Source organism: Spongisporangium articulatum, assembly GCF_044465595.1.
Taxonomy (GTDB): Bacteria; Actinomycetota; Actinomycetes; order Actinomycetales; family Kineosporiaceae; genus Spongisporangium; species Spongisporangium articulatum.
Genome location: NZ_JBITLV010000008.1, coordinates 126,223 through 150,822, shown reverse-complemented (window position 1 = coordinate 150,822; position 24,600 = coordinate 126,223). Strand labels below are relative to the sequence as shown.

Here is a 24,600-nt window from a genome sequence, read left to right as displayed (position 1 = left end):
GCCGTCCTCGCTACTGTCGAAGGCATGTCTGGCGACGACAAGGCTGTTGAGGTGAGCCCGGCCGCGGCGGCGTCCCGCCCCGAGCGGGACCGGCCCTGGGTGATGCGTACGTACGCGGGGCACTCCAGCCCGGCCGAGTCCAACGCCCTGTACCGGCGGAACCTGGCCAAGGGCCAGACCGGCCTGTCGGTCGCCTTCGACCTGCCCACTCAGACCGGCTACGACGCGGACCACGAGCTGTCCCGCGGCGAGGTCGGCAAGGTCGGCGTGCCGATCCAGCACATCGGCGACATGCGCGCGCTGTTCGACAGCATCCCGCTGACGCAGATGAACACGTCGATGACGATCAACGCACCGGCCATGTGGTTCATCGCGATGTACGCCCAGACCGCCCTCGAGCAGGAGGGCCTGAACCCCGGCGACGAGGGCGCGGAGGAGGTGCTCGGCAAGCTGGCCGGCACCACCCAGAACGACATCATCAAGGAGTACCTGAGCCGCGGCACCTACGTGTTCCCGCCGGCCCCGAGCCTGCGGCTGATCACCGACACGATCGCCTACACGGTCAACCACATCCCGAAGTGGAACCCGACCAACATCTGCAGCTACCACCTGCAGGAGGCCGGCGCGACGCCCGTGCAGGAGGTCGCGTTCGCGATGTGCACGGCCATCGCCGTGCTCGACGCCGTGCGCGACTCCGGCCAGGTGCCCGCCGAGGAGTTCGGCAAGGTCGTCGCCCGCATCTCGTTCTTCGTCAACGCCGGCGTGCGGTTCGTCGAGGAGATCTGCAAGATGCGGGCCTTCGTCCAGCTGTGGGACGAGATCACGCTCGAGCGCTACGGCGTGCAGGACCCGAAGCAGCGCCGGTTCCGCTACGGCGTCCAGGTCAACAGCCTGGGCCTGACCGAGGCCCAGCCCGAGAACAACGTCCAGCGCATCGTCCTCGAGATGCTCGCGGTGACGCTGTCGAAGGGCGCCCGGGCCCGCGCCGTCCAGCTGCCCGCCTGGAACGAGGCGCTCGGCCTGCCCCGCCCGTGGGACCAGCAGTGGGCGCTGCGCCTGCAGCAGGTGCTGGCCTACGAGTCGGACCTGCTGGAGTACGGCGACCTGTTCGACGGCAGCCCCGTCATCGAGGCCAAGGTGAACGAGATCCTGACCGGGGCTCGCGCCGAGATCGACCGCGTGCAGGAGATGGGCGGCGCGGTCGCGGCCGTCGAGTCCGGCTACATGAAGAGCGCGCTGGTCGCCTCGCACGCCGCGCGCCGCGCCCGGATCGAGAGCGGCGAGGACGTCGTCGTCGGCGTCAACAAGTTCACCACCACCGAGCCGAGCCCGCTGACCGCCAACCTCGACGAGGCGATCATGGTCGTCGACCCGGCGGTCGAGTCGGCCGCCGCCGCAGCTGTGCAGAAGTGGCGGGCCGAGCGGGACGCCGACCCGGACTCCGCGGCCGCCGTCCAGGCCGCGCTGCAGCGCCTGCGCGACGATGCCAAGAGCGGCGTCAACCTGATGCCGGCCAGCATCGAGGCCGCGCGCGCCGGGGTGACGACGGGCGAGTGGGCGGGCACACTGCGAGAGGTGTTCGGTGAGTACCGCGCCCCCACGGGGGTCAGCGCGAACGTCGGCGCGTCCGAGGCGGGCCCGCTGCTGACCGCGGTGCGCGAGAAGGTCAAGGCGACGGGCGAGGAGCTCGGCGTCCGGCTGCGGCTGCTCGTCGGCAAGCCGGGCCTCGACGGGCACTCCAACGGCGCCGAGCAGGTCGCCGTGCGCGCCCGCGACGCCGGCTTCGAGGTGATCTACCAGGGCATCCGGCTCACGCCGTCCCAGATCGTGGCCGCCGCCGTCGCGGAAGACGTTCACGTGGTGGGGCTTTCGGTGCTGTCCGGCTCGCACATGGAGCTCGTCCCCGAGGTGCTCGACGGGCTGCGCGAGGCGGGCGTGACCGACGTCCCGGTGATCGTGGGCGGCATCATCCCCGACTCGGACGCGCGCAAGCTGAAGGAGCTGGGCGTCGCCGCGGTCTTCACGCCCAAGGACTACGGCCTGACCGAGATGATGGGCGAGATCGTCGACGAGGTGCGCAAGGCCCACGGCCTGCCCGTCGAGTAGGGCTTCTAGCCCAGCGTGCGGGTGTAGAACTCCGTCTCGGCGGTGACGACCCGCTCGAAGTCCTCGCCCACGTACGCCTCGAAATGGCCGATGGGCAGGCGGATCAGCTCACCCCGCGGGGCCCGCTGCGCGGCCCGCACCGCCGGGCCGGGCGGCGTGGTCTGGTCGTGGTCGGCGACGATCACCAGCCACGGCATGCGCAGCTTCCGGGCCAGCCGCACGGGCCGGTACAACGGCAGCGTCAGCATCAACCGGGCGGGCAGGTCGTTGCGCCACCGGGTGGACGGCGTGACCATCTTGACCATCCCCGGCACGGCCTCCCGGGCGGTCATGGCGGCGACCTGACCGGGTTGCCCGACCACCGCGACGGAATGCGGCTTGCGCCCGAACAGCGCGCCCACCTGGTCACGCGCCCCGGCCAGCCCGAGCTTCACGACGTTGCCGATCGGCACCGCCCGGGCCGCGGCCAGACCGTCGACGAACGGCACCTGCGACACGACGGCCGCGATCCGCGGGTCCTTCGCGGCCACGGCCATCACGTGCCCGCCGCTGAACGAGGTGCCCCACAGGGCGATCCGCTCCGGGTCCACGCCCTCGAGCCCGCGGGCGTAGGCGATCGCGGCCCGGTAGTCGGCCTGCTGCCTGCCGACCTCGATCAGCTGCCGCGGCCGCCCGCCGCTGGCCCCGAAGTGCCGGTAGTCGAAGAGCAGCACGACGAGCCCGGCGGCGGCGAAGCGTTCCGCGAACGGCGGCAGGGCGTCGTCCCGGGTGCCCGAGAACCCGTGCGCCATCACGACACACGGCCGCGGGCCAGGCGCGTCGCCGTCCGGGCGGTAGAGGTAGGCCGCGATCCGCTCGCCGTCCGAGGTGAACGTGACCTCGCTGCGTCGCCGGGGTTCGGACATGCCGGACACCCTAGTGTCGGAACCCGGGGTGGACGCCGGGAGTCAGGCCCTGCTCGTCGGCCACCTTCTGCAGCAGCTCGCACGAGCACCCCGCTCGACGCCGCCTTCGCCTACACGGCGGCGTTCGGCGGAGCGCTGATCATCGTCACGTCAATGCTCCTGGCCGCCTCGGCACTGCGCCCGAACCCGGCCGTCGCGCCGAGCGAGCTGTTCGCCGTCCGGGCCGGAATCCTCACCTTCCTGGGCACTCTGGCGATCGGGGCGGCCATGATCGCGATCGGCACGGTGGCTGCGCGGACCCAGTCGCAGCAGGCCGCCTACACCGCGGCCACTCCCTTGAAGTGGGCACACTTTGCGACCATGCACGGCATCCTCGTGCTGCCCGCCGTGGCCTGGTGGACGGGACGGTCCGGGTGGCCGGAAGCCCGCCGCGCGCAGGCGGTCCGGCTCGTGACCGCGCTCTACGTGCTCGCGGCCGGCGCGGTGGTGGCCGCCTCGGTCGTCGCCCTCACTCGCTGAAGGCGAGGGCCATCCGCTCGACGACGCGCTCGAGCCGTTCGCGCGACGTGGCCAGGTTGACCCGTACGAAACCTTCGTAGCCGGCGCCGAAATCGCGTCCGGGATTGAGCATCACGGCCGCCCGCTCCAGGGCTGCCGCGGCCGGGGAGTCGAGCCCGGTGCCGCGCGCGTCGACCCACGCCAGGTACGTCGCCTCGCCGGGGGAGTACCGCAGCCGCGGCAGGCGGTCGGCCAGGCGTTCGGTGAAGAGCGTTCGACGGTCGGCGATCTCGGACAGCAGGCCGTCGAGCCACGGCCCGCCGACGGAGTACGCGGCCACGGTCGCGGTGATCCCCAGCGACGAGACCCCGTGGTTGGAGACGTGGTGCAGCGAGCGCAGCGTGGCCAGGTCGTGCCCCGAGCCGACGACGAGCTGCGCGCACTTCAGGCCCGGGAAGTTGAACGCCTTCGACGCCGCTGTCGCGGTGACAGTATGCGCGGCCGCCCCGGGCAGGCTCGCGTACGGCGTGTGCCGGGCGCCGGGCAGCACCAGGGGGGCGTGGATCTCGTCGCTGATGACGCGCGCGCCGTGCCGGTGGACGACGTCGCGCAGCCCCTCGAGCTCCGCGGGCGTGAACGCCCGCCCGGTCGGGTTGTGCGGGTTGGCCAGCAGCACTGTGCGGGCGCCGTCGGCGAGGGCCGCGTCGATCCCGGCCAGGTCGAGCTCCCACCGGCCGTCCTGGACGAGCATCGGCACCGGGGCCACCGTACGCCCGGCCAAGGGCACGGCGGCCAGGAACGGCGGGTAGGCGGGCAGCGGGACGACGACCGGCGCCGGTTCGCACAGGCGCTCCAGGACCAGCGTGACGCCGGCCATCACGTCGCCCGTGGTCACCACGGAGACCGGGTCGACGTCCCAACCGAACCGTTCGCCCAGGAACGCGGCCGTCGCGTCCGGCAGCGGCGACTCGGCGTCGGTCACCGGGTAGCCGAACCGCCCGGCGTCGACGGCCGAGCGCACCGCGGCCTGCACCGCCGGGCACGGGGCGACGTCCATCTCGGCCACCCACGCCGGCAGCACGCCGGGCGCGGGCCGCGCCCACTTGATCGATCCGGCGGCCCGCAGCTCGTCGTCGGTCAGGTCGAAGTCCGGACGGCTCACGACGTCAGGCTAGATCACGGACGCTGCCGGGTTCGGTCGAGCCGAACTCGGTGAAATCCGGCCGCTGGAGTGATCTTGCCGGGGTGGGTGACGCGGCGGGCTCGCACTTTCCCGCCGCGTCACCCGGCCGCGACTCCGGCCTGGAACCGGGACGTGGCCGGGCGGTGCCTGCGGAGGCGGGCAGGTCCTCACCGGTCACGCATCGCGTGCGCCCGTCGTCAATGATCGAGTGGCTCGGGAGGATCCGCCGGGCCCGGAGCCCTGGGGGAGTGTCCGCTCTCCCCGTGACACCGGTGCGCCCCGGCGAGAGCACCCCCGAGCTGTGCTGGCGACTGGCGCTCACCGTGCGACCACCAGTGACGGTAGGCCGTGATCACTGTGTGCGGCAATGCCGTTACAAAGGCATAACGGTCACTTGCCGGACCCTTACGCGCGCTCAGGCCCCCCGGGCGGCGGTGGCCTGCGAGACCAGCTCGAGGACGTCGTCCGCGCACCCCCAGGCCAGCGTCACGCCGCTGCCGCCGTGGCCGTAGTTGTGCACCACCAGCCCCTCCGGCCCGGGCACCGCCTCGACCCGCACGGTGGGGCGGACCGGTCGCAGCCCGACCCGGTGGGCGATCACCGTGGCCGAGGCCAGCTGCGGGACCAGGTGGACGGCGCGGGCCAGGATCCGCTCGGCCAGCGCGTGGTCGACGTCGGGGGACCAGTCGTCCGGCTGCGCGCTGCCGCCGACCACGACATGCCCCGGATGCGCGAAGACGTACGTCGGTTCGTCCCCGGTCTCGTCGGTCCACCAGCTGTCCAGGCCGGGGTTGGTCAGCTTCAGCACCTGACCGCGCACGGGCCGCATGGTCGGGTCCGAGGCCAGGGCCCGGGCCGCCATCCCGGTGCAGTTCACGACCAGGCCGCGGGTGGGCAGCGCCGGCAGCGCCATCCGGGTCAGCGTGCCGTCGGCCGCGGCCAGGCGGGAGACCAGGTACGGCAGGTAGCGGCTCATGTCGACCAGGGGGGCCCGCAGCTGCCAGCCGTGCTCGTGCTGGGCGGTCGGGAAACTGGTCGCCACCAGGCCGAGCCGGTCCTCCAGCCCGAGGCCCAGCGACCACGCCGGCTGGTCGCGCACCAGGATGTGCCCCGTCCGCAGCGTCACCCCGCAGTCGTCCCCGCACGTCTCGGCCTGCTCCAGGTACACGTCCAGCGTGGCCCGCGCCCAGCGGGCGACGGATTCGACCGGTTCGGCCAGGTACGGCATCCAGAGCCCGCCCGCCACGGCCGAGACGGTCTCCAGGGGCAGTTCGCGGGCCAGCACGTCGACCTCGTAGCCGGCCTCGGCCAGCCGGATCGCGCTCGTCAGCCCGATCACGCCCGCGCCGACCACGGTCACCCTCGTCATGTCCCGATCGTCCCAAGCCGGGCGGCCCAGGACCAGTGTTCGTGGCCTCTACCACCCGTTGACCAGCCGGAATGCGCGGCCGAGGTCAAGATCGGCTCCGGTCGCGCCGATACGACGTCCTCGACCTCCAGCCACGGGGGTGCTTCACGCAGAGGCAGGGCAGCATGCGCGTCACCATCACGGGCCGGATCACGGCCCTCGCCGTCGTCGGTCTCCTGGGCCTCGGCGCCGTCATCGGGGTCGGCGTCGTCGCGGCCGGCCGGGCCTCCGACTCCGTCAGCGACATGCGGGCGCTGAGTGACGGCCTGAGCCGGCAGTGGAACGCCGACATGCTGCACGACGGCATCCGCGCCGACGTGATGTCCGCGCTCTACGCGACCACGCCCGCGCAACGCAAGGCCTACGAGGTCGACGGGACCTCCGAGCACGCGCAGGAGATGCTGGCCGCGCTCGACGACGCGGCGGCCGCCGCCCCCCTCTCCCTGAAGGACGACTACGCCTCCGTGCGGCCCGAGGTCGCCGAGTACGGCGAGCTGGCCACGGCGCTCGTCGCCCTGGCCGCCACTGACCACGCTGCCGCGCAACGCCGGTTGCCGGCGTTCCTGACGGTGTTCGGGGAGCTGGAGGAGAAGCTCGGCGCGATCGACGACGCGATGCTGAAGGCGGTCGCCGACCAGGGCGCGGCGACCCAGTCCGCCTCCCGCGAGTCGGGCCGGCTGTCCCTGGTCATCGGCATCGTCGTCACCCTGCTCTTCCTGGTCCTGGCGGTGCTGGTCGTGCTGGCCGTGCGTAACCCGCTGCGGCGGCTGTCCGCCGTCCTGGCCCGGGTGGCCGGCAAGGACCTCGGCGTCGAGGTGCCGGCGCTGCGCGACGACGAGTTCGGCGACATGGCCAAGGCCCTCGACCAGGCCCTGGTCGCGATCCGCACCACGATCCGGGCCACAGGCGAGGGCCTCACCTCGCTGGCCGGCGCGACCGGCGAGATGTCGTCGGTGTCGGGCGCCCTCGGCCGCACCGCGGAGGCCTCCGCCGAGCAGGCCGAGTCGGTCTCCGGCGCGGCCCGCGAGGTGTCCGGTTCGGCGACGGCGATGTCCGCGGCGACCGAGCAGATGGACAGCTCGATCCGCGAGATCGCGGCCCGGGCGTCGGAGGCCGCCGACATCGTCGCCGAGGCCATCCGCACGGCCGAGGTGAGCGCCGTGGCCGTGCAGCGGCTGCTTGCGGCCAGCGAGGAGATCGGCGAGATCGTCTCCGCGATCAGCGGGATCGCCCAGCAGACCAACCTGCTCGCGCTCAACGCCACCATCGAGGCGGCCCGGGCCGGGGAGGCCGGCAAGGGCTTCGCGGTCGTGGCCAGCGAGGTGAAGGACCTGGCCCTGGAGACGGCCCGGGCGACCGAGGACGTCACCGGCAAGATCGCCGCCATCCAGGAGATCACCGGCGAGGCGTCGGAGACGATCTCCGGGATCGGCACCGTGATCGGCCGGATCAACGAGAACCAGGCCACCATCGCGGCAGCGGTCGAGCAGCAGGCGGCCACCACGGCCGAGATCAGCCGGATGATCAACCACCTGTCGGAGAACGCCACGAAGATCGCCGACAGCATCGACGGGATCGCCTCGGCCACTACGTCCACCGCGGACGGGGCCGGCGCGACCAGCCGGGCCGTCGGTGACCTCAACGGCGTGACGACGAAGGTGACCGAGCTGATCGGCCAGTTCCGCTACTGACGTTCCGCGCGTAGGCGTTTCGCCAGGTCGCGGTGCACGCGGGCGGCCCAGAACGGGCCGCGGTAGATGAACGCGGTGTACGCCTGCACCAGCGTCGCCCCGGCCTCGAGTCGCTCCCACACGTCGTCCGCGCTCTCCACGCCGCCCGCGGCGACCAGGACCAGCCGGTCGCCGACCCGCGCCTTCAACCGGCGCAGGACCTCGAGCGAGCGGGCCCGCAGCGGCGCGCCGGACAGGCCGCCGGCTCCGAGGGCCGCCACGACGTCCGCCGGGGTCCGCAGGCCGGCCCGCCCGATCGTCGTGTTGGTCGCGATGATCCCGTCCAGCCCCAGCTCGAGGGCGAGGTCGGCGACGGCGTCGACGTCGTCGTCGGCCAGGTCCGGGGCGATCTTCACCAGGAGCGGCACCCGCCGGCCCGGCTCGGCCTCGTCGAGCGCCGCGCGCACCGCGACCAGCAGCGGCCGCAGCGAGTCGACCGCCTGCAGGTTGCGCAGCCCGGGCGTGTTCGGTGAGCTGACGTTCACCACGAGGTAGTCGGCGCTCGCGGCCAGCCGGCGGGCCGACGTCGCGTAATCGCCCGCGGCGTCGGCCTCCTCGACCACCTTCGACTTCCCGATGTTCACCCCGACCACCGGCCCGCCCGGCCTGCGCACCCGGCTGCGCAGGCGCTGGGCGGCCGCCGCCGACCCGTGGTTGTTGAACCCCATCCGGTTGATCAGCGCCCGGTCGGCGGTCAGCCGGAACAGCCGCGGGCGGGGGTTGCCGGGCTGGGGGAGGGCGGTCAGCGTGCCCACCTCGACCGACCCGAAACCGAGCGCGGCCAGCGCGTCGGGCGCGGCGGCGTCCTTGTCGAACCCGGCCGCCAGGCCGAGCGGCCCCGGGAACTCGAGGCCGAGCGCGCGCACCTTGAGCACGTCGTCCCGGGGTGCGAGAAGCCGCGCCAGGAGCCAGGTCACGCCCGGCAGCACCCCTGCCAGCCGGATCAGCCCGAACCCGATGCGATGCGCGAGTTCGGCGTCGAGGCGGGCGAAGAGGTATCGGTAGAGGAAGGCGTAGAACACGTCAGAACAGCCGGTGCTCGGAGTCGTCGATCCCGCGCATGTCGTCGTAATCGAGCGTCACACAACGGATCCCGCGGTCCTCGGCGAGTACCCGGGCCTGCGGCTTGATCTCCTGGGCCGCGAAGATGCCCGCCACCGGGGCCAGCAGCGGGTCGCGGTTCATCAGCTCGAGGTAGCGGGTCAGCTGCTCGACCCCGTCGATCTCACCGCGTCGCTTGATCTCCACCGCGACCGAACCGCCGGTCGCGTCCTTGACCAGCAGGTCGACCGGGCCGATCGCCGTCATGTACTCGCGCCGCACGAGCGACCAGCCGTCGCCGAGGCGTTCGACCTGCTCGGCCAGCAGCTTCTGCAGGTGCGCCTCGACGCCGTCCTTGACCAGCCCGGGGTCGACGCCGAGGTCGTGGCTGCTGTCGTGCAGCACCTCCCGCAGGTTGATGATCAACCGGTCGTCGGTCTTGGCCGACTGGACGGTCCAGACCTCGATCACGCCCTGCTCCGCCGCGGCGTCGTCGGGCTGTCCCACGGTCAGCTTCGCGGGCGGGCTCATCCAGTTCAGCGGCTTGTACGAGCCGCCGTCGGAGTGCACCAGCACGCTCCCGTCGGCCTTGACCAGCAGCAGCCGGGTCGCGAGGGGCAGGTGGGCGGTGAGCCGGCCCGCGTAGTCCACGGAGCAGCGAGCAATGACGAGACGCACGATCCGCAACCTTACGCGTCGGCCCGTCTGGTACACAGCCGCCATGCTCACCGTCACCGGGGCCACCCGGGTCCTCGTCGACCGGTCCACGCAGCGGACGGGCGACGTGCTGGTGGACGACGCCGGCCGGGTCGTCGACGCCGTCGCCCCCGGGGGTGAGTCGCTCGACGCGTCGGGGTGCGTCGTCACGCCGGGCCTGGTCAACGCCCACCACCACCTCCTGCAGTCGGCCTTCCGCACGTTGCCCGGCACCCGGGGCGTGCCGATGGCCCAGTGGCTGCCGACCATGGCGGCCGCCTACACCGCCGCCGACCTCGACCCGTCGCTGACGGGGGCCGCGGCGGGGGTCGGTCTCGCCGAGGCGTTGCTGAGCGGGGTGACGACGGTCGCCGACCACCACCTGACCTGGCCCGCCGGTTGCTCCGCCGAGCTGGCGGCCGGGATGGCGGTCGCCACCGCCGGCGCCGCGCGCGCCCTCGGGGCCCGACTGGTCTTCGTGCACGGCTCGGCGCGCAACCCGGCGGCCGAGGTCGCCACCTGCGCCTCCGCCGTGGTCTCGGCGTTGCTGCCCGGGATCGTCGGCGGCGTGTCGGACGACGGTCTGCTGCAGGTCGCGGTCGGGCCGGCCGGCGTGCACAGCGACGCCCGCGAGACCTTCGACGCGCTGGCCGAACTGGCCGCCCGCTACGGGCTGCGCCGCCGGACCCAGGCCAACGAGCAGGTCGACGTCGAGGTGGCCGCGCGGGAGTACGGCCGTCGCCCGCTGGAGCTGCTCGCCGAATGGGGCTGGCTGGCGCCCGACGTCACCCTCGCCCACCTGTGCGACGTGACGCCGAGCGAGATCGCGGACCTGGCCGCAGCGGGGGTGACGGCCACGCATGCGCCGGGGTGCGACGTCCCCATGGGTTGGGGCGTGGCCCCGGTGGCGGCGCTGCGCGCGGCGGGCGTGACGGTCGGGCTCGGCACGAGCGGGGGCGGCAGCAACGACGCCGGGCACCTGTTGGCGGATGCTCGCCTGGCCCTGCAGGTCTCGGCGCTGGTCGGCCCCCAGCTGGACGCGCGGGACGTGCTGGCGATGGCGACGTCGGGTTCGGCGGCCGGGCTGGGGCGTCCCGAGTTGGGTCACCTGCGCCCGGGGGCCGCCGGTGACCTGTGCGTGTGGGACGTGTCGGGGGTCTTCGACGCCGGCGTGGCGGACCCGGTCGCCGGGCTGCTGTGGGCTTCGCCCGGACGGCGTCCCCGCCACGTCGTGGTCGGTGGCCGGGTCGTCGTCCGGGACTACCGGCTCGTGACCGCCGAGGAGGCCGAATTGGTCGCGGCCCTGAACGCCCGTCTCACGAGCACGGTGTGACACCGTGCCCGCCTGGTGGTTGCTGTGTGACACCGTGCTCATGGCGAGTCAGGGGGTGCGCTGCTCCTTGACGATCATCAACCGGTACGGGCGGTCGGGGCGGGCGGTGCACCAGCGGTGCGGGACGCCGCCGCTCAGGTAGAGCGAGTCGCCCGGGCCGAGGCGGTGCCGGCCGTGGTCACCCAGGTCGACGAGCGCGGAACCCGCGGTGCAGAGCAGGAACTCGTCCTCCGCGTGGGTGTAGAAGTCCCCCGGGTCGCGGTTGGCGCCGCGGTACTCCATGGGTTGGAACCGGCGCCCGCGCCCGGCCAGCAGGCGGGCCTCGCCGAAGCCGTACGGGCCCCTCGGCCCCTCGTCCGCGCGGACCAGTTCGGTCGCCGGATGCTCCCGCTCGCCCTCCGTGCCGGCCAGCAGCTCGACCTGGCTGGTGCCCAGGGCCTGCGCGATCTGACCCAGCGAGGCCATGCTCGGGGCGGCCAGCCCGCGTTCCAGCTTGCTCAGGAACGGATGGGACAGACCGGCTTCCGCGGCCAGCGTGGTCAGGGTCAGACCGCGGGCCCGGCGCAGGGCGCGTACGCGGGCGCCCAGGCTGCGCACCAGCTCGTCGCTCATCGGGCCTCCCGTGCCGGCGGGCGTGTGATGCAACAGCGCAGCACGTCGTCGTGACACCGCTGAAACACATGCTGCTTACATTCCCTGATGTTCACCCATGGAACATTTCGCGGCCGAGCATAGCGGAGCCCTGATCACCGGGTAACCCCGAGGAGTTCGATGTCCCCTCTGCCGCAACAGCTTTCGCGTCTCCTGCGGGCGACGCTGGCTGATGGCCGGTGCGTGGACGTCGCCCTGTCGGGTGACCAGGTGGCCGCGGTCGAGACCGCCGGCACCTACCCGGCCACCGGCGAGCCCGACGAGCTCGACCTGACCGGGCACGTCCTGCTCACCGCCCCCGCCGAACCGCACGCCCACCTCGACAAGGCCCTGTCGTGGGATCTGATCCGGCCGCCGATGGGGGACCTGGAGTCGGCCATCCACGCCTGGCGCGAGTACAGCGGCGTGATGACCACCGAGAGCATCCTCGAGCGGGCCCGCCGGGCGGCCCTGCTCCTGCTGCGCAACGGCACCACGGCCGTGCGCAGCCACGTCGACATGCTGTCCGGGCCCGAGCCCATGCGCGGCGTCCGGGCCCTGGTCGCCCTGCGCGAGGAGCTGGCCGGGCTGATGGACCTCCAGCTCGTCGCCCTGGCCGCCCCCGACACCCCCGACGCGGTCGTGCACGAGGCACTCGACCTGGGCGTCGACCTGGTCGGCGGGGCCGCCCACCTGGCCCCGGAACCGCTGGCCGAGGTCGACCGGCTGCTGCGCATCGCCGAGGCCCGCGGCGTCGGCACCGACCTGCACACCGACGAGAGCCTCACCTGCGAGCCGACTCTCGGGCACTACGCGCGTTCCGTCGTCGGCTGGCCCGCCGGGCGCATCCGCTCCGCCGGGCACTGCGTCCGGCAGGGCACGCTCACCGGCCCGGCCCTGGCCGAGACGGTCGAGGCGGTGCGGGCGGCCGACGTCGGCATCATCTCGCTGCCGATCACCAACCTCTACCTGCAGGGCTGGGCGGACCCGGCCTCGACGCCACGCGGGCTGACCGCCCTGCGGGCCTTCCTGGACGCCGGGGTGCGGGTCGCGGCGGGCGCCGACAACGTGCGCGACCCGTTCAACCCGGTGGGTCGCAGCGACGCCCTGGAGACCGCGTCCCTGCTGGTCACGGCCGGGCACCTCACCCTCGACGAGGCCTACGAGGCGGTGTCGGCCACCGGGCGTTCCGTGCTCGGCCTGCCCGCGGCCGGGGCCGTGGTCGGGGCGCGGGCCGACTTCCTGGTCGTGGCGGGCGCCGACCTCGGCGACGTCGTGGCCAACGCGCCCGCGAACCGGTTCGTCGTCCATCGCGGCCGCCTGGTCGCCCGCAGCACGGCGACCCACGAGGTGGCCGTCCCCACCGGGGCCGGAACCCCTGGAAGGAGTTCGGCGTGACCGCCGAGACCGCAGTCGAGACCGCCCTCGAGACCCCGACCAGACTCCTGGACTTCGGTGCCGTCGGGATGCGGTTCCCCGACGGCACCGAGGCGCTGACCGGCGTCGACCTGACCGTCTCGCGCGGCGAGTTCGTCTCCGTGGTCGGCCCGTCCGGCTGCGGCAAGTCGACCCTGCTGCGGATCGCCTCCGGTCTGGAGAAGGCCACGGCCGGGACGACGGTGGTCAACGCCGACCGGATCGGCTACGTCTTCCAGGACGCCACGCTGCTGCCCTGGCGCAGCGTGCAGCGCAACGTCGAACTGCTCGCCGAGCTGCACAAGGTGCCCAAGGCCGAACGGTCCGCCAAGGTCGCCGAGGCCATCGAACTCGTCGGCCTGACCGGGTTCGAGAAGCACCTGCCGCGCCAGCTGTCCGGCGGGATGCGCATGCGGGCGTCGCTGGCCCGCTCCCTCACGCTCGACCCGCAGCTGTTCCTCTTCGACGAGCCGTTCGGCGCTCTCGACGAGATCACCCGGGAGCGGCTGAACGACGAGCTGCTGCGGCTGTTCGTCTCGACGTCGTTCGCGGGGCTGTTCATCACCCACTCGGTGCTGGAGGCGGTCTACCTGTCCACCAAGGTCCTCGTGATGTCGGGTCGGCCCGGGAGGATCGTCGGCACCTTCGACGTGCCGTTCGCGATGCCCCGCGACCCGGACATCCGGTTCACCCCCGAGTTCGCCGAGCTGGCCGGCGAGATCTCGCACGCCCTGAGGGAGGGGCACAGCTGATGGTGCGCAAGCTCTTCGGCCGGCCCTGGTGGCAGCCCACGATCGTGTTCGGCCTCGTGATCGGGTTCTGGTACCTGGCCGCGCTCTACTACGACAAGGTCAAGGAACTCAGCTTCGTCGTCCCCTACCCGCAGCAGGTGGCGCACACCGCGTTCGCCGACCCGGTCTTCCGCTCGCAGCTGGTGCACGAGCTGTGGGAGACGACCAAGGTGACGTTCATCGGCCTGGCCATCGCGGTGCTGATCGGCATGACCTGGGCCGTGCTGATGTCGCAGGCCAAGTGGATCGAGCAGTCGCTCTACCCGTACGCGGTCATCCTGCAGACCATCCCGATCCTGGCGATCGTCCCGCTGATCGGCACGATCGCGGGGTACGAGCTCACCTCCCGGGTCGTCGTCACCGTGATGATCGCGCTCTTCCCGCTGGTCTCGAACACCCTGTTCGGGCTGCAGTCCGCCGACCGGGCGCAGCACGAACTGTTCAAGCTCCAGGGCGCCGGTCGGCTCACCACGCTGGTCAAACTCCGCCTCCCGGCGGCGCTTCCGGCCATGTTCGTCGGCCTGCGCACGGCGGCCGGGCTCGCGGTCATCGGCGCCATCGTCGGCGACCAGTTCTTCCAGCGCGGGACGCCGGGCCTCGGCGTGCTGATCCAGGTCTCCAACGCGCGGCTCAACGGCCCGGGCACCTTCGCTGCGATCATCACGGCCTCGCTGCTGGGCGTCGTCGTCTTCCTGCTCTTCGGCCTGCTCGGCCGCCTGCTGGTCGGCCGCTGGTCCGACTTCACCTGAGTTCCCTGCTCCATCCGTCCGCAAAGGAGTACCGAATGTCCGCCCGAATCTCGCTACCCGTCAAGCGTTCCCGCCTGGCCGTCGCCCTGACCGTGGTGGCCGGGCTGGCCCTGTCCGCCTGTGGGGGAGGGTCGTCGGGCGGGGGCACCGCCAGCACCTCGGCCGCCGCCCCGGCGGTCGACCTGAAGGCGGCCGGCTGCCCCGCGACCGTGACCATCCAGACCGACTGGAACCCCGAGGGCGAGCACGGCCACCTGTACCAGATGCTCGGCACCGACTACACGGTCGACGCCGACAAGAAGTCGGTGTCGGGCCCCCTCATGTACAAGGGCGCACCGACCGGCGTGAACGTCGAGATCCGTTCCGGCGGGCCGGCGATCGGCTTCGCCACGGTCACCAGCCAGATGTACCAGGACAAGAAGATCACCCTGGGCTACGTGTCCACCGACGAGGCCGTCCAGCTGTCGGCGAAGAACCCGACCAAGGCCGTCTTCGCACCGCTGGAGAAGGGCCCGCAGATGATCATGTGGGACCCGGCGACCTACCCGAACGTCACCGACATCAAGTCGCTGGGCCAGGCCCTCGTGGCCAACAAGGGGGTCGTGCGCTACTTCGGCGGCGCCGCGTACATGGAGTACCTGAAGGGCTCCGGCATCCTGCCGGCCAGCGTCATCGACGGCACCTACGACGGCACACCCGCCAAGTTCGTCGCCGCCAAGGGCAAGGACGCTCAGCAGGGCTTCGCCAGCGCCGAGCCGTACATCTACGAGAAGGAGGTCGCGGCCTGGGGCAAGCCGGTCAAGTACCAGCTCACCCACGACATGGGCTACCCGATCTACGCCTCGGCGGTGTCGGTGCGCAGCGGCGAACTGGCCGAGCTCACGCCCTGCCTGAAGAAGCTCGTCCCCGTCCTGCAGCAGGCCGAGGTCGACTACTTCGCGAACCCGGCGGCCACCAACAAGCTCATCCTCGAGCTGGTCACCAAGTTCAACAACGGCTGGGTCTACAGCCAGGGGGTCGCCGACTACTCGGTGGCCACCATGAAGTCCATCGGCCTGGTCAGCAACGGCGCCAACAGCACCATCGGTGACATGGACGAGGCCCGGGTGCAGAAGATCATCGACATCGACACGCCCATCTACACGAAGAGCAACTCGGCGCCGAAGGCCGGTCTGAAGCCGTTGGACATCAGCACCAACGAGTTCCTCGACACCTCCATCGGCCTGAAGTAGCCCGGATGGAGAGGCGTTTCGACGGCAGCCGGGTCGTGGTGACAGGCGGTGCCCGAGGTATCGGCGCCTGCATCGCCGCCCGGTTCGCCGCCGAAGGCGCTCAGGTCGCGGTCCTGGACCGTCTCGCCGAGGCCGGCTCGCAGTGCGCGAGCGGCCTCGGCGGGAGGTTCCACGCCGTCGACCTCGCCGATCCGGTCGCGGCCCGGGAAGCGACCGAGGCCGCGATCGAGGGCCTGGGCGGGGTCGACGTCCTGGTCGCCAGCGCCGGGATCTTCCGGCTCGTACCCCTTCTCGACATCACGCCCGAGGCGTGGGACGAGATGCTGGCCGTCAACGCCCGCGCGGTGCTGGTCAGCATGCAGGTCGCGGCCCGCAGCATGATCGCGGCGGGCGCCGGCGGCAGCATCATCACGATCGCGAGCATGGCGGCCAAGAAGGGCGGCGCCCGCGAGGGGCACTACGCCGCGTCGAAGGCGGCCGTCGTGGCCCTCACCCGGGCCGCCGCGCTGGAATGGGGTGAGCACGGCGTCCGGGTCAACGCCCTGTGTCCCGGCTACATCCTGACCGAGATGGGGGCGGCCACCCGGACGGAGGAGGACGTCCGGCGCTGGAGCAGCTGGTCGCCGCTCGGGCGGACCGGCACCCCGGAGGACGTCGCCGGCGTGGCGGCCTTCCTCGCCTCGCCGGACGGGGCGTACCTCACCGGCCAGGCGATCAACATCACCGGCGGCATGGTCATGCACTGACGGCCCGCTGAAAACCTAGGAGCGACAGTGACTTACGACATCGACGGCCTCGAGGCCGAGCTGCGGGCCCTGCTCGGCGACGGCGGGGTCAGCCGGGAGCCCGCCGTCCTCGAGCGGGCCTCGGTGGACGGCGCCCGCCTGTCCCCGGTGCTGGCCGAGCAGTTGCCCCTCGGCCGCGCCGAGCTGGTCGCCTGGCCGGGCAGCGCGCAGCAGATCGCGGACGTCGTCGCGGCCGCGGTCCGCCGGGGCGTCCCGGTCACCCCGCGCGGCAAGGGGACCGGCAACTACGGGCAGGCCATCCCCATGCGCGGCGGCCTGGTGCTCGACACCAGCCGGGCCCGCGCGATCGTCGAGATCGGTGACGGCTACGCGCTCGTCGAGGCCGGCGTCCCGATGGCGGCCATCGAGAAGGCCGCCAACGCCGCGGGCCAGCAGGTGCTGATGTACCCGTCGACGACGGCCTCCTCGATCGGCGGCTTCCTGTCCGGCGGCTCCGGCGGCACCGGGTCCATCAAGCACGGCATGCTGCACCACGGCTTCGCGCTCGAGCTGGACGTCGTGCACGCAGGAGGCGAGGCCGCGCTGGTGCACGTCGAGGGCGCGGCCGCGGAGCCGTACATCCACAACTACGGGACGGCGGGCATCATCGCCCGGGCCAAGGTCGCCTTGGAGCCGCTGCAGGAGTGGCGCGCGTTCTACGCCAGCTTCGAGCAGTTCGAGCAGGCGCTGTCCGTGATCCGGCCGTTCGCCGACATCGAGCCCACCCCGCGGCTGGTCTCGGCCGACGGCCCGGTGCTGGCCGGGGCGCTGCCCGAGGACGAGGGCATCCCCGCCGGGCGCTCCAGTCTGCGGGCCATCCTCGACGTCGCCTCGATCCCGGCCGCCACCGCACTCGTCGAGGGAGCCGGTGGCCGCGTCGAGGTGGTGCGCGAGGGGGCCCGGGCCTCGCTGCAGGTCAGCCGCACCTCGTACAACCACCCGATCGAGTACCTGCAGCACGCCTACCCCGACACGTACTTCCACGTCGAGGTCTCCGGCGACGCGCTCGTCGACCGGATCGACGAGGTGCAGGCGGTCTACCCGGGCGGGATGCTCCACATCGAGGCGCAGAAGGGCCGGCCGATCGGTATGCTGGCCGGCGAGTACCGCAGCGCCGCCGAGGTTTTCGCCGGGTTCGACCGGCTCACGGCGCTCGGCGTGGGGTTTCACAACTGCCACCAGTGGTACGTCGACTACGAACCGGCCCGGACGGCGGCCCTGGCCGCCACCACGGATCCGCAGGGCCTGCTCAACCCGGGCAAGCTGCAGGAGAGGGTCGACGTGCAGACCGGTCACCAGGACGTGCAGAAGTGATCACGCACCGGCTCGTCGAACTGTCCGCCCCCGCCGTCGCGGCTCGACTCACGGCGGAGTCGGTCGTCGTCCTGCCCACCGGCGCGATCGAGCAGCACGGCCCGCACCTGCCCCTCGTAACCGATGCGCTGATCGCCGAGAGTGTCGCCGACGCGGCGGTTCTCGCGGGTCGCGAACAGGGCCTCGACCTGTGGCTGCTGCCCACCCTGACCTACACGAAGTCCGACGAGCACGCGCGGTTCGCCGGCACGATGTGGGTCAGCGCCGAGACGCTCTGGAGCACGCTCGTCGACCTCGGTCGCGCGGTCGCCGCCACCCCCGCGCGCCGGCTGGTGTTCCTCAACGGGCACGGCGGCAACACCGCCCTGCTCAACGTCGCCAACCGCGAACTGCGCCGCCGGTTCGGGCTGGCCACGTTCACCATGGGCGCGGGCCGCATCCGGGCCGGGACCGGGCAGGACGGCGAACCCGACGAGCTGGGGCAGGGCATCCACGCGGGGTACGCCGAGACGTCGCTGGTGATGCACCTGCGCCCCGAACTGGTCGACATCACGCTGGGGGAGCGCAACGTGCCCGAGCACATCGCCCGGCTCCAGCACATCGGCTTCAACGGGATGCCCGTCAGCTTCGGCTGGACCAGCGACGACTTCGGCCCCTCGGGCGTCATCGGCGACCCGACCGGCGCCACCGCCGAGGCCGGGAAGCGGTTCTTCGAAGGCTGCGTGGCCGACAGCGTGGCCGCCCTCACCGAGATCGCCGCCTTCCGGCATCAGGCATGACCCGTTTGGACGGCGACCTCTGGGCCCTGCTCGTCGAGTGGCTCCCGGCCAACGCCCACGAGAACCGTCCCCGGATGACGGTATCCACCGTTACCGCCGAGGGCCGGCCCGACGCCCGCACCCTGCTGTTGTCCGAGTTCGACCCCGACGGGTTCTATTTCCACACCGACGCCCGGTCCCGAAAAGTGGCGCAGCTGAAGGCGAATCCCGGGGTCGCCCTGTCCCTCCTGCTGGACGACCCGGGCGGCAATCCGGTCGGCCGCCAACTCGTGGTCCAGGGTGTGGCGGAACCGGCCCCCGCCGCGGAGGAGCGCCGCGCCTACGCCGCCCGCTCGCCGTACCTGCAGCAACTGGCCTGGCAGAACACGCCCGAGTTCGCCCAGCTGTCCCTCGACGAACGCCTGGCCCGCTGGGCCGCGTTCGGGGCCGAGCACGCGAGAGGGTTCACCCCGCCTCCCACCTGGGTCGGCTACCTGGTTCGACCGACCCGGCTGACGTTCTGGCAGGGCAACCCCGACACGGCCAGCCGCCGCACGGAGTTCCGGCCGACCTCCGACGGCTGGCAGCTCACCTACCTCCCCGGCTGACCCTCTCCCGCGCTGATCATGCGTAAACGCAGCATCCCTCCGTTGATCATGCGCAAACGCATCATGCGTTTGCGCATGATCAGCGCAAAAGAGGTGCGTTTGCGCATGATCACGGAGGGGGTTGGTGGACGCCGATCGTGTCGGCGACCGCGGCCAGACCCTCGGCGAACCAGCGTTCCCGGCCCGGCGACGTCCCGCCCGAGAGGTTCACGCCCACGACCCCGTCCAGCGCGAGGAAGTCGGCCGCCAGTGCGGCCGCCGCGTCGATCCCCGCGGCCCGCGGGTCGGACGCGGACAGGATGCCGTCCAGGTAGCCGTCCGGCAGCACCAGCGACGTGAAAGACCGCAGCAGCTGAGCGCTCTCATGGTCGAGCACGATCGGGATGCAGGGGATGAACCCCACCGTCACGCCGAGATCCTGCGCGCGGCGGATGAACGAGCCCACCGGCCCCGCGCCGCCCGCGTGGTTCACGAAACAGAGCTCGGCGCCGGCCCGCTGCTTCTCCAGCAGCCGGTCCGGTCGACGGTCGACCGGGGGAGTGGCGGGCGCCTCGCCCACCGAGACCAGGTGTCCGGCCGCCCGGGCGAGGGCCGCCGTCCGGGTCGAGTCGAGGTCGAACACCGGCTGCGCGTCGGGCCGGTGCCCGGTGAGCGTGTGGTCGCCGGTCACGCAGTGCACGCCGGCCACGCCGACGTGGGCGAGCGCGGCCAGCTCTCCCTCCAGGGCCACCCGGTTGCGGTCGCGGTTGTTGAAGCCCGTCCAGACGGGCACCCCGGCGGCCTGGACCAGGTGGGCCCGGTAGCTGGGCGGGAACTGCACCCGCGCGTTACCCGCGTCGCCGGCCAGGACGGCGTCCACGTGCCCGCGCAGCGCCGAGGCGCACTCGGTGATCGACGCGGCGTCCAGCGCCCGCGCCGGGAAGTCCGCGACCACGACCGGGCGGGAGGCGAGCAGCGCCCGCATCCGCTGCGCACCGGAGGAGGCGGACGTCGTCCCCTCGCCCGGGGTGCCCCGCCACCGGACCGTATCGGCGTCCAGAAAGACGCACGGCCCGGGCGCGACCTCGCATTCGCCGCCGAGAGTGACACCCCCGCAGGGGCCGAACTCCATGTGCTTCGGGCAGCTTTCGAGGTTCACACCCGGACCGTAGCGTCCGCGCGTTACACCTGACTGACGGCGACTAGCTCACGGCGCGCAGCGCGTTCACGATGCCCTGCCCGTAGAAGCCGTTATCCGACTTCGGACCCTCACAGGTCGCGTCGGCCGTGGACACCGTGCCGTCGGGCAGGTTGCGCACGTAGTGGTACGTGCGCGGCGTCGGGCAGGCGTGCTCGGTCGCCGTCCCGAGCAGGATCGACTCGGTCACCGACGGCGACAGCCCGATGTTCTTACCGCCGCCGTGGCCGTACTGGCTGACGATCAGCGCGGCGACCCCGACCGCGTGCGGCGAGGCCATCGACGTCCCCTGCAGGTACTGGTAGTACCCGCAGACCTGCTTGGCGCCCGAGCCCTTGCAGCTCTGGACGACGGCGGGCGTGTTCGGCGTCCCGTCCGGGTTCAGCACGCCCTCGGCCTCGGCGACGTTGGCGGGCATCGCCGCGAGCACCGCTCCGGCCAGCTGGCGGGTCTTCTCGGGGTTGTCGTACGTGTCGCCGCCCGGCGCCGCCACGTCGGTCTGCTCGGTGCCGTAGTTGGAGTAGTACGACTTGCGGGTGCTCGGCCCCGTGGCGCTCACGGTGACGACGCCCTTGCTCTCGGCCGGGACGTTGAGGCACGAGTTGTCGACCGTGCGCTCCTTGGGGGCGTCGACCGGGTAGTCGGGGCTGGTGTCGTCGAAGGTCGGGTTGCCCAGGTCGGTGGCCTCGTTGCCTTCGGCCGCGACCGGCAGCACGCCCCTGTTGCGGGCGAAGTTCAGCGCCCGCTGGGTGGCCTGGATGATCACCTTCTGCTCGGCCTGCTCCGCGGGGCTGTCGGCCGGGTTGGCGGTGCAGTTGTAGAGCCACGGGTCGGTGTAGTAGCTCATGTTCACGACGTCGACGCCGATCTTCCCGGCGTAGGTGAGGGCGTCGAGCGTCGGCTGCAGGAAGAAGTAGCCCGAGTCCTGACCGGCCCGGATGTTCACCAGCGTCACCTTCGGCGCCACCCCGGCGATCCCGAGGCCGTTGATCGGCGAGCCGATCGTGGAGGCGACGTGCGTGCCGTGCCCGTCGTCGTCCTCGTTCGCCGGGTCCTTGCAGCCCGACTCCGGGTGCTCGCAGGCCCCGTCGATGTCATCGATGTCGGGGATGTCGGTGGTGAAGTTGCGCGACAGCTTCGCGTCGAAGTTCGGGGCGATGTCGGGGTGGGTGCCGTCGACGCCCGTGTCGATGATGCCGACCAGCACGCCCTTCTTGCCCGGCTGCTTCGCGTACGAGCCGTTGACGGTGGCGTCGATCTGCTTCATGTCCCACTGCAGGCCCGCCAGCGGCTCGGCGTTCTTGACCGGCTTGGCCTTCGCGGCGCCGGAGCGGCCGACGGCCTTCTCGACCGCGTCGGCCTTGGCCCGGGCGTCGGGGGCCTCGCCGATCACCCGGTTGCGGGCCGCGCCCACGACGCCCTTCGCCCGGGCGACGTCCGTGGTGAACGAACCGCTCGTGCTGCGTGCGGTCACGTAGCCGAGGGAGTCGTTGGTCGAGGTCACCGTGCCGCCGGCGTCCGTGACGGCTTTCGCCGCGGTGGCCGCGCCGTCCGCGGACGAGGCCAGGACGACGTAGTCGGTCGGGGCCGTGGTGGCCGAGGGGGCGGCGTCCGCCGCCCCGGTTGTCGCCAGTCCGGCCGCCGCGAGGGTGGTGGTGGCCAGAATCGCAAGTAGAGCTCTCATACGTCGCCTCCAGGCGGTCCGCACGTCGCTAGCCGATTGGCATGCTGGTTCACAGCAAAGGGCAAGGTATGTCCGTTTTGCCGGGCCTGCCAGTCGGATGTGGCGTGGGCGACACGTGAGCCCCTCCGAGCGGGCGCCCGGCCTTGGGAGACTCCTGCGGACCAGGCTCATGAACCAGGCTCACCCTGCGAGAGGAACCCCGATGTCCCGCGAGATCCAGACCGTCGCCGTGGTCGGCGCCCCCGCCGTCACCGCCCTGCCGGTCGCGAACCTCGAGTCCTCCGGGGCCCGGCTCGTCACGCTCACCGAGGCCGACGTGGCCGGCGTCGCGGAGGCCGACCTGGTCATCGTCGCCGGGCGCGAGACCCTGGCCGCCCAGCGCGAGCTGCTCGCCGCCGTCGACGCCGCCGCGCCCGCCGAGGCCGTCGTGGCCGTCGCGAGCGCCGGCTTCGGGCTCGGCGAGCTGGCCTTCGCCACCGCGAACCCGACCCGGGTCGTCGGCCTGCGCCTGCCGCTGCGCGCCGACCTGCCGGGCGCCGAGCTGGTCACCACCATCGCCACCGACGCCGAGGCCGTCGAGGCCGTGCGCGCCCTGCTGGAGAAGGCGGGCAAGACGCCGACCGTGATCGGTGACCGCCCCGGCCAGATCGTGGCCGGCCTGCTGCTGCCGTACCTGAACCAGGCCGCCGGGATGTTCGAGGCCCGCTACGCCAGCCGCGACGACATCGACGCCGCCATGCGCCTGGGCTGCGGCCTGCCGGCCGGCCCCCTGCAGCTGCTCGACACGATCGGCGTCGACGTCGCCTACGACCTGCTCGACGCGCTGCACGCGCGCACCGGCGACGCCCGGCACGCCCCGGCCCCGGTGCTGCGCCAGCTGATCGCCGCCGGCCGCACCGGCGTGGCCGCGGGTGCCGGCTTCTACACCTACGAGGCACCGGGCTCGGCCAAGGCCGTGGCGGACGACGACAGCGACGCCTCGGGCGAGCACCTCGCCACCCGCCCGGTGCAGTCGGTCGGCGTGGTCGGCTCCGGCACGATGGCCACCGGCATCATGGAGGTCTTCGCGAAGGCCGGCTACGACGTCGTCTACATCGCGCGCAGCGACGAGAAGGTCGCCGGGGTGCGGGCCGCCATCGAGAAGAGCCTCGAGAAGGCCGTCTCGAGGGGCAAGCTCGCCGAGGCCGACCGCGACGCGGCGCTGGCCCGCCTGAGCGGCGCCACGTCCCACGACGCGCTGGCCCAGGTCGACCTCGTGGTCGAGGCCGTCGTGGAGGACCTCGCCGTCAAGCTCGAGCTGTTCAAGAGCCTCGACAAGGTCTGCAAGCCGGGCGCGATCCTGGCCACCACGACGTCGTCGCTGCCGGTCGTCGAGATGGCCGCCGTGACCTCGCGGCCCGCCGACGTCATCGGCATCCACTTCTTCAACCCGGCCGCCGTCATGAAGCTGGTCGAGGTCGTCGAGACCGTGCAGACCGCCGCCGACGTCGTGGCCACCACCCTCGAGGTGACGAAGAAGGTCGGCAAGCACGCCGTGCAGTGCGGTGACCGGGCCGGGTTCATCGTCAACGCCCTGCTCTTCCCGTACCTGAACGACGCGACGCTGCTGCTGGAGTCCGGCTTCGCCGACGCCGACACCATCGACGCCGCGATCACCGGCGCGCTCGGCTACCCGATGGGCCCGTTCGCACTGATCGACGTGGTCGGCACCGACGTCACGCTGGCCATCCAGCAGGTGCTGCAGGGCGCGTTCCGCGAGCCGGGCTTCACCCCGGCGCCGCTGCTCGGCCAGCTGGTCGGCGCGGGCTACCTCGGTCGCAAGACGAAGCGCGGGTTCCGCGCCTACTGAGGCTCCGCGCCCCGCAACGAGTAGGCTCAGAATCCGACACATTCTTGTCGGATTCTGAGCACTACTCAGAGGGACTCGGGGGAGCGGACAGGACGTCGAGCGCGTCCAGGTCGGCCGGCGGGGGTAGCTCGGGGGCCCCCGCCGTCCCGCCGACGGCCAGCGTGGCGACCACCGCGCCCGGCAGGATCGGCCCGTAGACGTGCGGGAAGGGCGCCTCCGCGCCCGGGACGTCGTCCCAGCGCACCGGCGAGCCCAGGGCGCCGAGCAGGTCGACGTCGAGCACCAGCAGGGTCAGCGCGGCGGGATCCAGGTCGGCGTAGAAGTTCCGCAGCACCGGCCCCGCCTGCGTCGCCGTACTGCAGTGGATGAAGCCCTCCTCGGCGAGAGTCTTTCCGCGCGAAGAGATCTCGTACGAGCCCACCTGGCGCCCCAGCTCCCACTGGGCGGTCTCGGCGACGTGCAGGACGCGGCCCGAGCCGTCAGCCACAGCAGCCGCCCCCGCAGCAGCCGCCGCCCGAGGCGACCGGCGCGCTCGAGCCGGCGGACGTCGTCCCGCCGAGCACGCCCACGGTCGTGAGCAGCCGGACCGTGTCCTCGTGCCCGGCCGGGCACGGCGCGGGCTCGTCGAGCCGGGTGATCGAGCGGGTCACCTCGAAGGTGTCCCCGCACTGGCGGCAGCGGTGGTCGTAGCGCGGCATACGCCCAAT

23 protein-coding genes are annotated in these 24,600 nt (G+C 72.6%); 13 read left to right on the top strand and 10 right to left on the bottom strand.

Translation table 11 applies throughout. The features are described 5' to 3' along the window. Positions 1 to 24 precede the first annotated feature (24 nt). Positions 25 to 2,106, top strand: a complete 2,082-nt coding sequence (locus ACIB24_RS21490) for a protein meaA (RefSeq protein ID WP_398284251.1) — start codon at positions 25 to 27, stop codon at positions 2,104 to 2,106. Between the two features lie 5 nt (positions 2,107 to 2,111). On the opposite strand, the gene ACIB24_RS21485 is transcribed toward ACIB24_RS21490, so the two are convergent. After that, on the bottom strand, positions 2,112 to 3,011 hold the full coding sequence (locus ACIB24_RS21485) for an alpha/beta hydrolase (RefSeq protein ID WP_398284250.1): 900 nt from the start codon (positions 3,009 to 3,011) through the stop codon (positions 2,112 to 2,114). Positions 3,012 to 3,164: 153 nt separating this feature from the next. On the opposite strand from ACIB24_RS21485, the gene ACIB24_RS21480 reads away from it, so the two are divergent. Next, positions 3,165 to 3,530 (top strand): hypothetical protein, encoded by a 366-nt coding sequence (locus tag ACIB24_RS21480; protein WP_398284249.1) that lies wholly within the window; start codon positions 3,165 to 3,167, stop codon positions 3,528 to 3,530. Here ACIB24_RS21480 and ACIB24_RS21475 read toward each other — a convergent pair. Further along, positions 3,520 to 4,671: a MalY/PatB family protein gene (locus tag ACIB24_RS21475; protein ID WP_398284248.1), complete on the bottom strand. Its 1,152-nt coding sequence runs from the start codon at positions 4,669 to 4,671 to the stop codon at positions 3,520 to 3,522. The two genes, ACIB24_RS21480 and ACIB24_RS21475, sit on opposite strands and share 11 nt — an antisense overlap. A gap of 436 nt (positions 4,672 to 5,107) precedes the next feature. After that, positions 5,108 to 6,061: an FAD-dependent oxidoreductase gene (locus ACIB24_RS21470; RefSeq protein WP_398284247.1), complete on the bottom strand. Its 954-nt coding sequence runs from the start codon at positions 6,059 to 6,061 to the stop codon at positions 5,108 to 5,110. Between the two features lie 164 nt (positions 6,062 to 6,225). Between ACIB24_RS21470 and ACIB24_RS21465 the strand changes: the two genes are divergently transcribed. Beyond that, the gene (locus ACIB24_RS21465; protein ID WP_398284246.1) at positions 6,226 to 7,791 is read left to right on the top strand and encodes a methyl-accepting chemotaxis protein; all 1,566 of its coding nucleotides are present in this window, start codon (positions 6,226 to 6,228) and stop codon (positions 7,789 to 7,791) included. Here ACIB24_RS21465 and ACIB24_RS21460 read toward each other — a convergent pair. Continuing rightward, positions 7,785 to 8,852: a quinone-dependent dihydroorotate dehydrogenase gene (locus tag ACIB24_RS21460; RefSeq protein WP_398284245.1), complete on the bottom strand. Its 1,068-nt coding sequence runs from the start codon at positions 8,850 to 8,852 to the stop codon at positions 7,785 to 7,787. The genes ACIB24_RS21465 and ACIB24_RS21460 overlap by 7 nt on opposite strands. 1 nt (position 8,853) lies before the next feature. Continuing rightward, positions 8,854 to 9,549: an endonuclease NucS gene (nucS, locus tag ACIB24_RS21455; RefSeq protein ID WP_398284244.1), complete on the bottom strand. Its 696-nt coding sequence runs from the start codon at positions 9,547 to 9,549 to the stop codon at positions 8,854 to 8,856. A gap of 43 nt (positions 9,550 to 9,592) precedes the next feature. On the opposite strand from nucS, the gene ACIB24_RS21450 reads away from it, so the two are divergent. Next, positions 9,593 to 10,900 carry an amidohydrolase family protein gene (locus ACIB24_RS21450; RefSeq protein WP_398284243.1) on the top strand — a complete coding sequence of 436 codons (1,308 nt, stop codon included), beginning with the start codon at positions 9,593 to 9,595 and terminating at the stop codon, positions 10,898 to 10,900. A gap of 48 nt (positions 10,901 to 10,948) precedes the next feature. Here the strand turns inward: ACIB24_RS21450 and ACIB24_RS21445 are convergent, their stop codons facing one another. Further along, positions 10,949 to 11,512, bottom strand: a complete 564-nt coding sequence (locus ACIB24_RS21445; protein ID WP_398284242.1) for a helix-turn-helix domain-containing protein — start codon at positions 11,510 to 11,512, stop codon at positions 10,949 to 10,951. A gap of 222 nt (positions 11,513 to 11,734) precedes the next feature. Between ACIB24_RS21445 and ACIB24_RS21440 the strand changes: the two genes are divergently transcribed. From ACIB24_RS21440 to ACIB24_RS21405, 8 genes are all read left to right on the top strand, one after another. Continuing rightward, positions 11,735 to 12,928, top strand: coding sequence for an amidohydrolase family protein (locus tag ACIB24_RS21440; RefSeq protein WP_398284241.1), 1,194 nt, complete (start codon positions 11,735 to 11,737; stop codon positions 12,926 to 12,928). A gap of 68 nt (positions 12,929 to 12,996) precedes the next feature. Next, complete coding sequence (locus tag ACIB24_RS21435; protein ID WP_398284298.1) at positions 12,997 to 13,698, top strand: ABC transporter ATP-binding protein; 702 nt, start codon at positions 12,997 to 12,999, stop codon at positions 13,696 to 13,698. Then, positions 13,698 to 14,486, top strand: coding sequence for an ABC transporter permease (locus ACIB24_RS21430; protein ID WP_398284240.1), 789 nt, complete (start codon positions 13,698 to 13,700; stop codon positions 14,484 to 14,486). The genes ACIB24_RS21435 and ACIB24_RS21430 overlap by 1 nt, the downstream gene beginning before the upstream one ends. Positions 14,487 to 14,521: 35 nt before the next feature. Continuing rightward, positions 14,522 to 15,718 carry an ABC transporter substrate-binding protein gene (locus ACIB24_RS21425; RefSeq protein ID WP_398284239.1) on the top strand — a complete coding sequence of 399 codons (1,197 nt, stop codon included), beginning with the start codon at positions 14,522 to 14,524 and terminating at the stop codon, positions 15,716 to 15,718. Positions 15,719 to 15,723: 5 nt separating this feature from the next. Beyond that, entirely contained in the window at positions 15,724 to 16,464 is a 741-nt protein-coding gene (locus tag ACIB24_RS21420; protein WP_398284238.1) for an SDR family NAD(P)-dependent oxidoreductase, read from the top strand. A 27-nt stretch (positions 16,465 to 16,491) separates the two neighbouring features. Next, a complete protein-coding gene (locus ACIB24_RS21415; protein ID WP_398284237.1) occupies positions 16,492 to 17,817 on the top strand; it encodes an FAD-binding oxidoreductase in 1,326 nt (441 codons plus the stop codon). Beyond that, the gene (locus ACIB24_RS21410; protein WP_398284297.1) at positions 17,817 to 18,596 is read left to right on the top strand and encodes a creatininase family protein; all 780 of its coding nucleotides are present in this window, start codon (positions 17,817 to 17,819) and stop codon (positions 18,594 to 18,596) included. The genes ACIB24_RS21415 and ACIB24_RS21410 overlap by 1 nt, the downstream gene beginning before the upstream one ends. Then, positions 18,593 to 19,183: a pyridoxamine 5'-phosphate oxidase family protein gene (locus ACIB24_RS21405; protein WP_398284236.1), complete on the top strand. Its 591-nt coding sequence runs from the start codon at positions 18,593 to 18,595 to the stop codon at positions 19,181 to 19,183. The genes ACIB24_RS21410 and ACIB24_RS21405 overlap by 4 nt, the downstream gene beginning before the upstream one ends. A gap of 109 nt (positions 19,184 to 19,292) precedes the next feature. Here the strand turns inward: ACIB24_RS21405 and ACIB24_RS21400 are convergent, their stop codons facing one another. Further along, complete coding sequence (locus ACIB24_RS21400; RefSeq protein ID WP_398284235.1) at positions 19,293 to 20,321, bottom strand: methylenetetrahydrofolate reductase; 1,029 nt, start codon at positions 20,319 to 20,321, stop codon at positions 19,293 to 19,295. Between the two features lie 43 nt (positions 20,322 to 20,364). Continuing rightward, positions 20,365 to 22,044, bottom strand: coding sequence for a S8 family peptidase (locus ACIB24_RS21395; protein WP_398284234.1), 1,680 nt, complete (start codon positions 22,042 to 22,044; stop codon positions 20,365 to 20,367). Between the two features lie 202 nt (positions 22,045 to 22,246). Between ACIB24_RS21395 and ACIB24_RS21390 the strand changes: the two genes are divergently transcribed. Then, on the top strand, positions 22,247 to 23,893 hold the full coding sequence (locus ACIB24_RS21390) for a 3-hydroxyacyl-CoA dehydrogenase family protein (RefSeq protein ID WP_398284233.1): 1,647 nt from the start codon (positions 22,247 to 22,249) through the stop codon (positions 23,891 to 23,893). A gap of 61 nt (positions 23,894 to 23,954) precedes the next feature. Here the strand turns inward: ACIB24_RS21390 and ACIB24_RS21385 are convergent, their stop codons facing one another. Together ACIB24_RS21385 and ACIB24_RS21380 are read right to left on the bottom strand one after the other, a co-directional pair. Further along, the gene (locus ACIB24_RS21385) at positions 23,955 to 24,380 is read right to left on the bottom strand and encodes a DUF952 domain-containing protein (RefSeq protein ID WP_398284232.1); all 426 of its coding nucleotides are present in this window, start codon (positions 24,378 to 24,380) and stop codon (positions 23,955 to 23,957) included. Then, complete coding sequence (locus ACIB24_RS21380; RefSeq protein ID WP_398284231.1) at positions 24,373 to 24,591, bottom strand: zinc ribbon domain-containing protein; 219 nt, start codon at positions 24,589 to 24,591, stop codon at positions 24,373 to 24,375. The genes ACIB24_RS21385 and ACIB24_RS21380 overlap by 8 nt, the downstream gene beginning before the upstream one ends. Positions 24,592 to 24,600 lie beyond the last annotated feature (9 nt).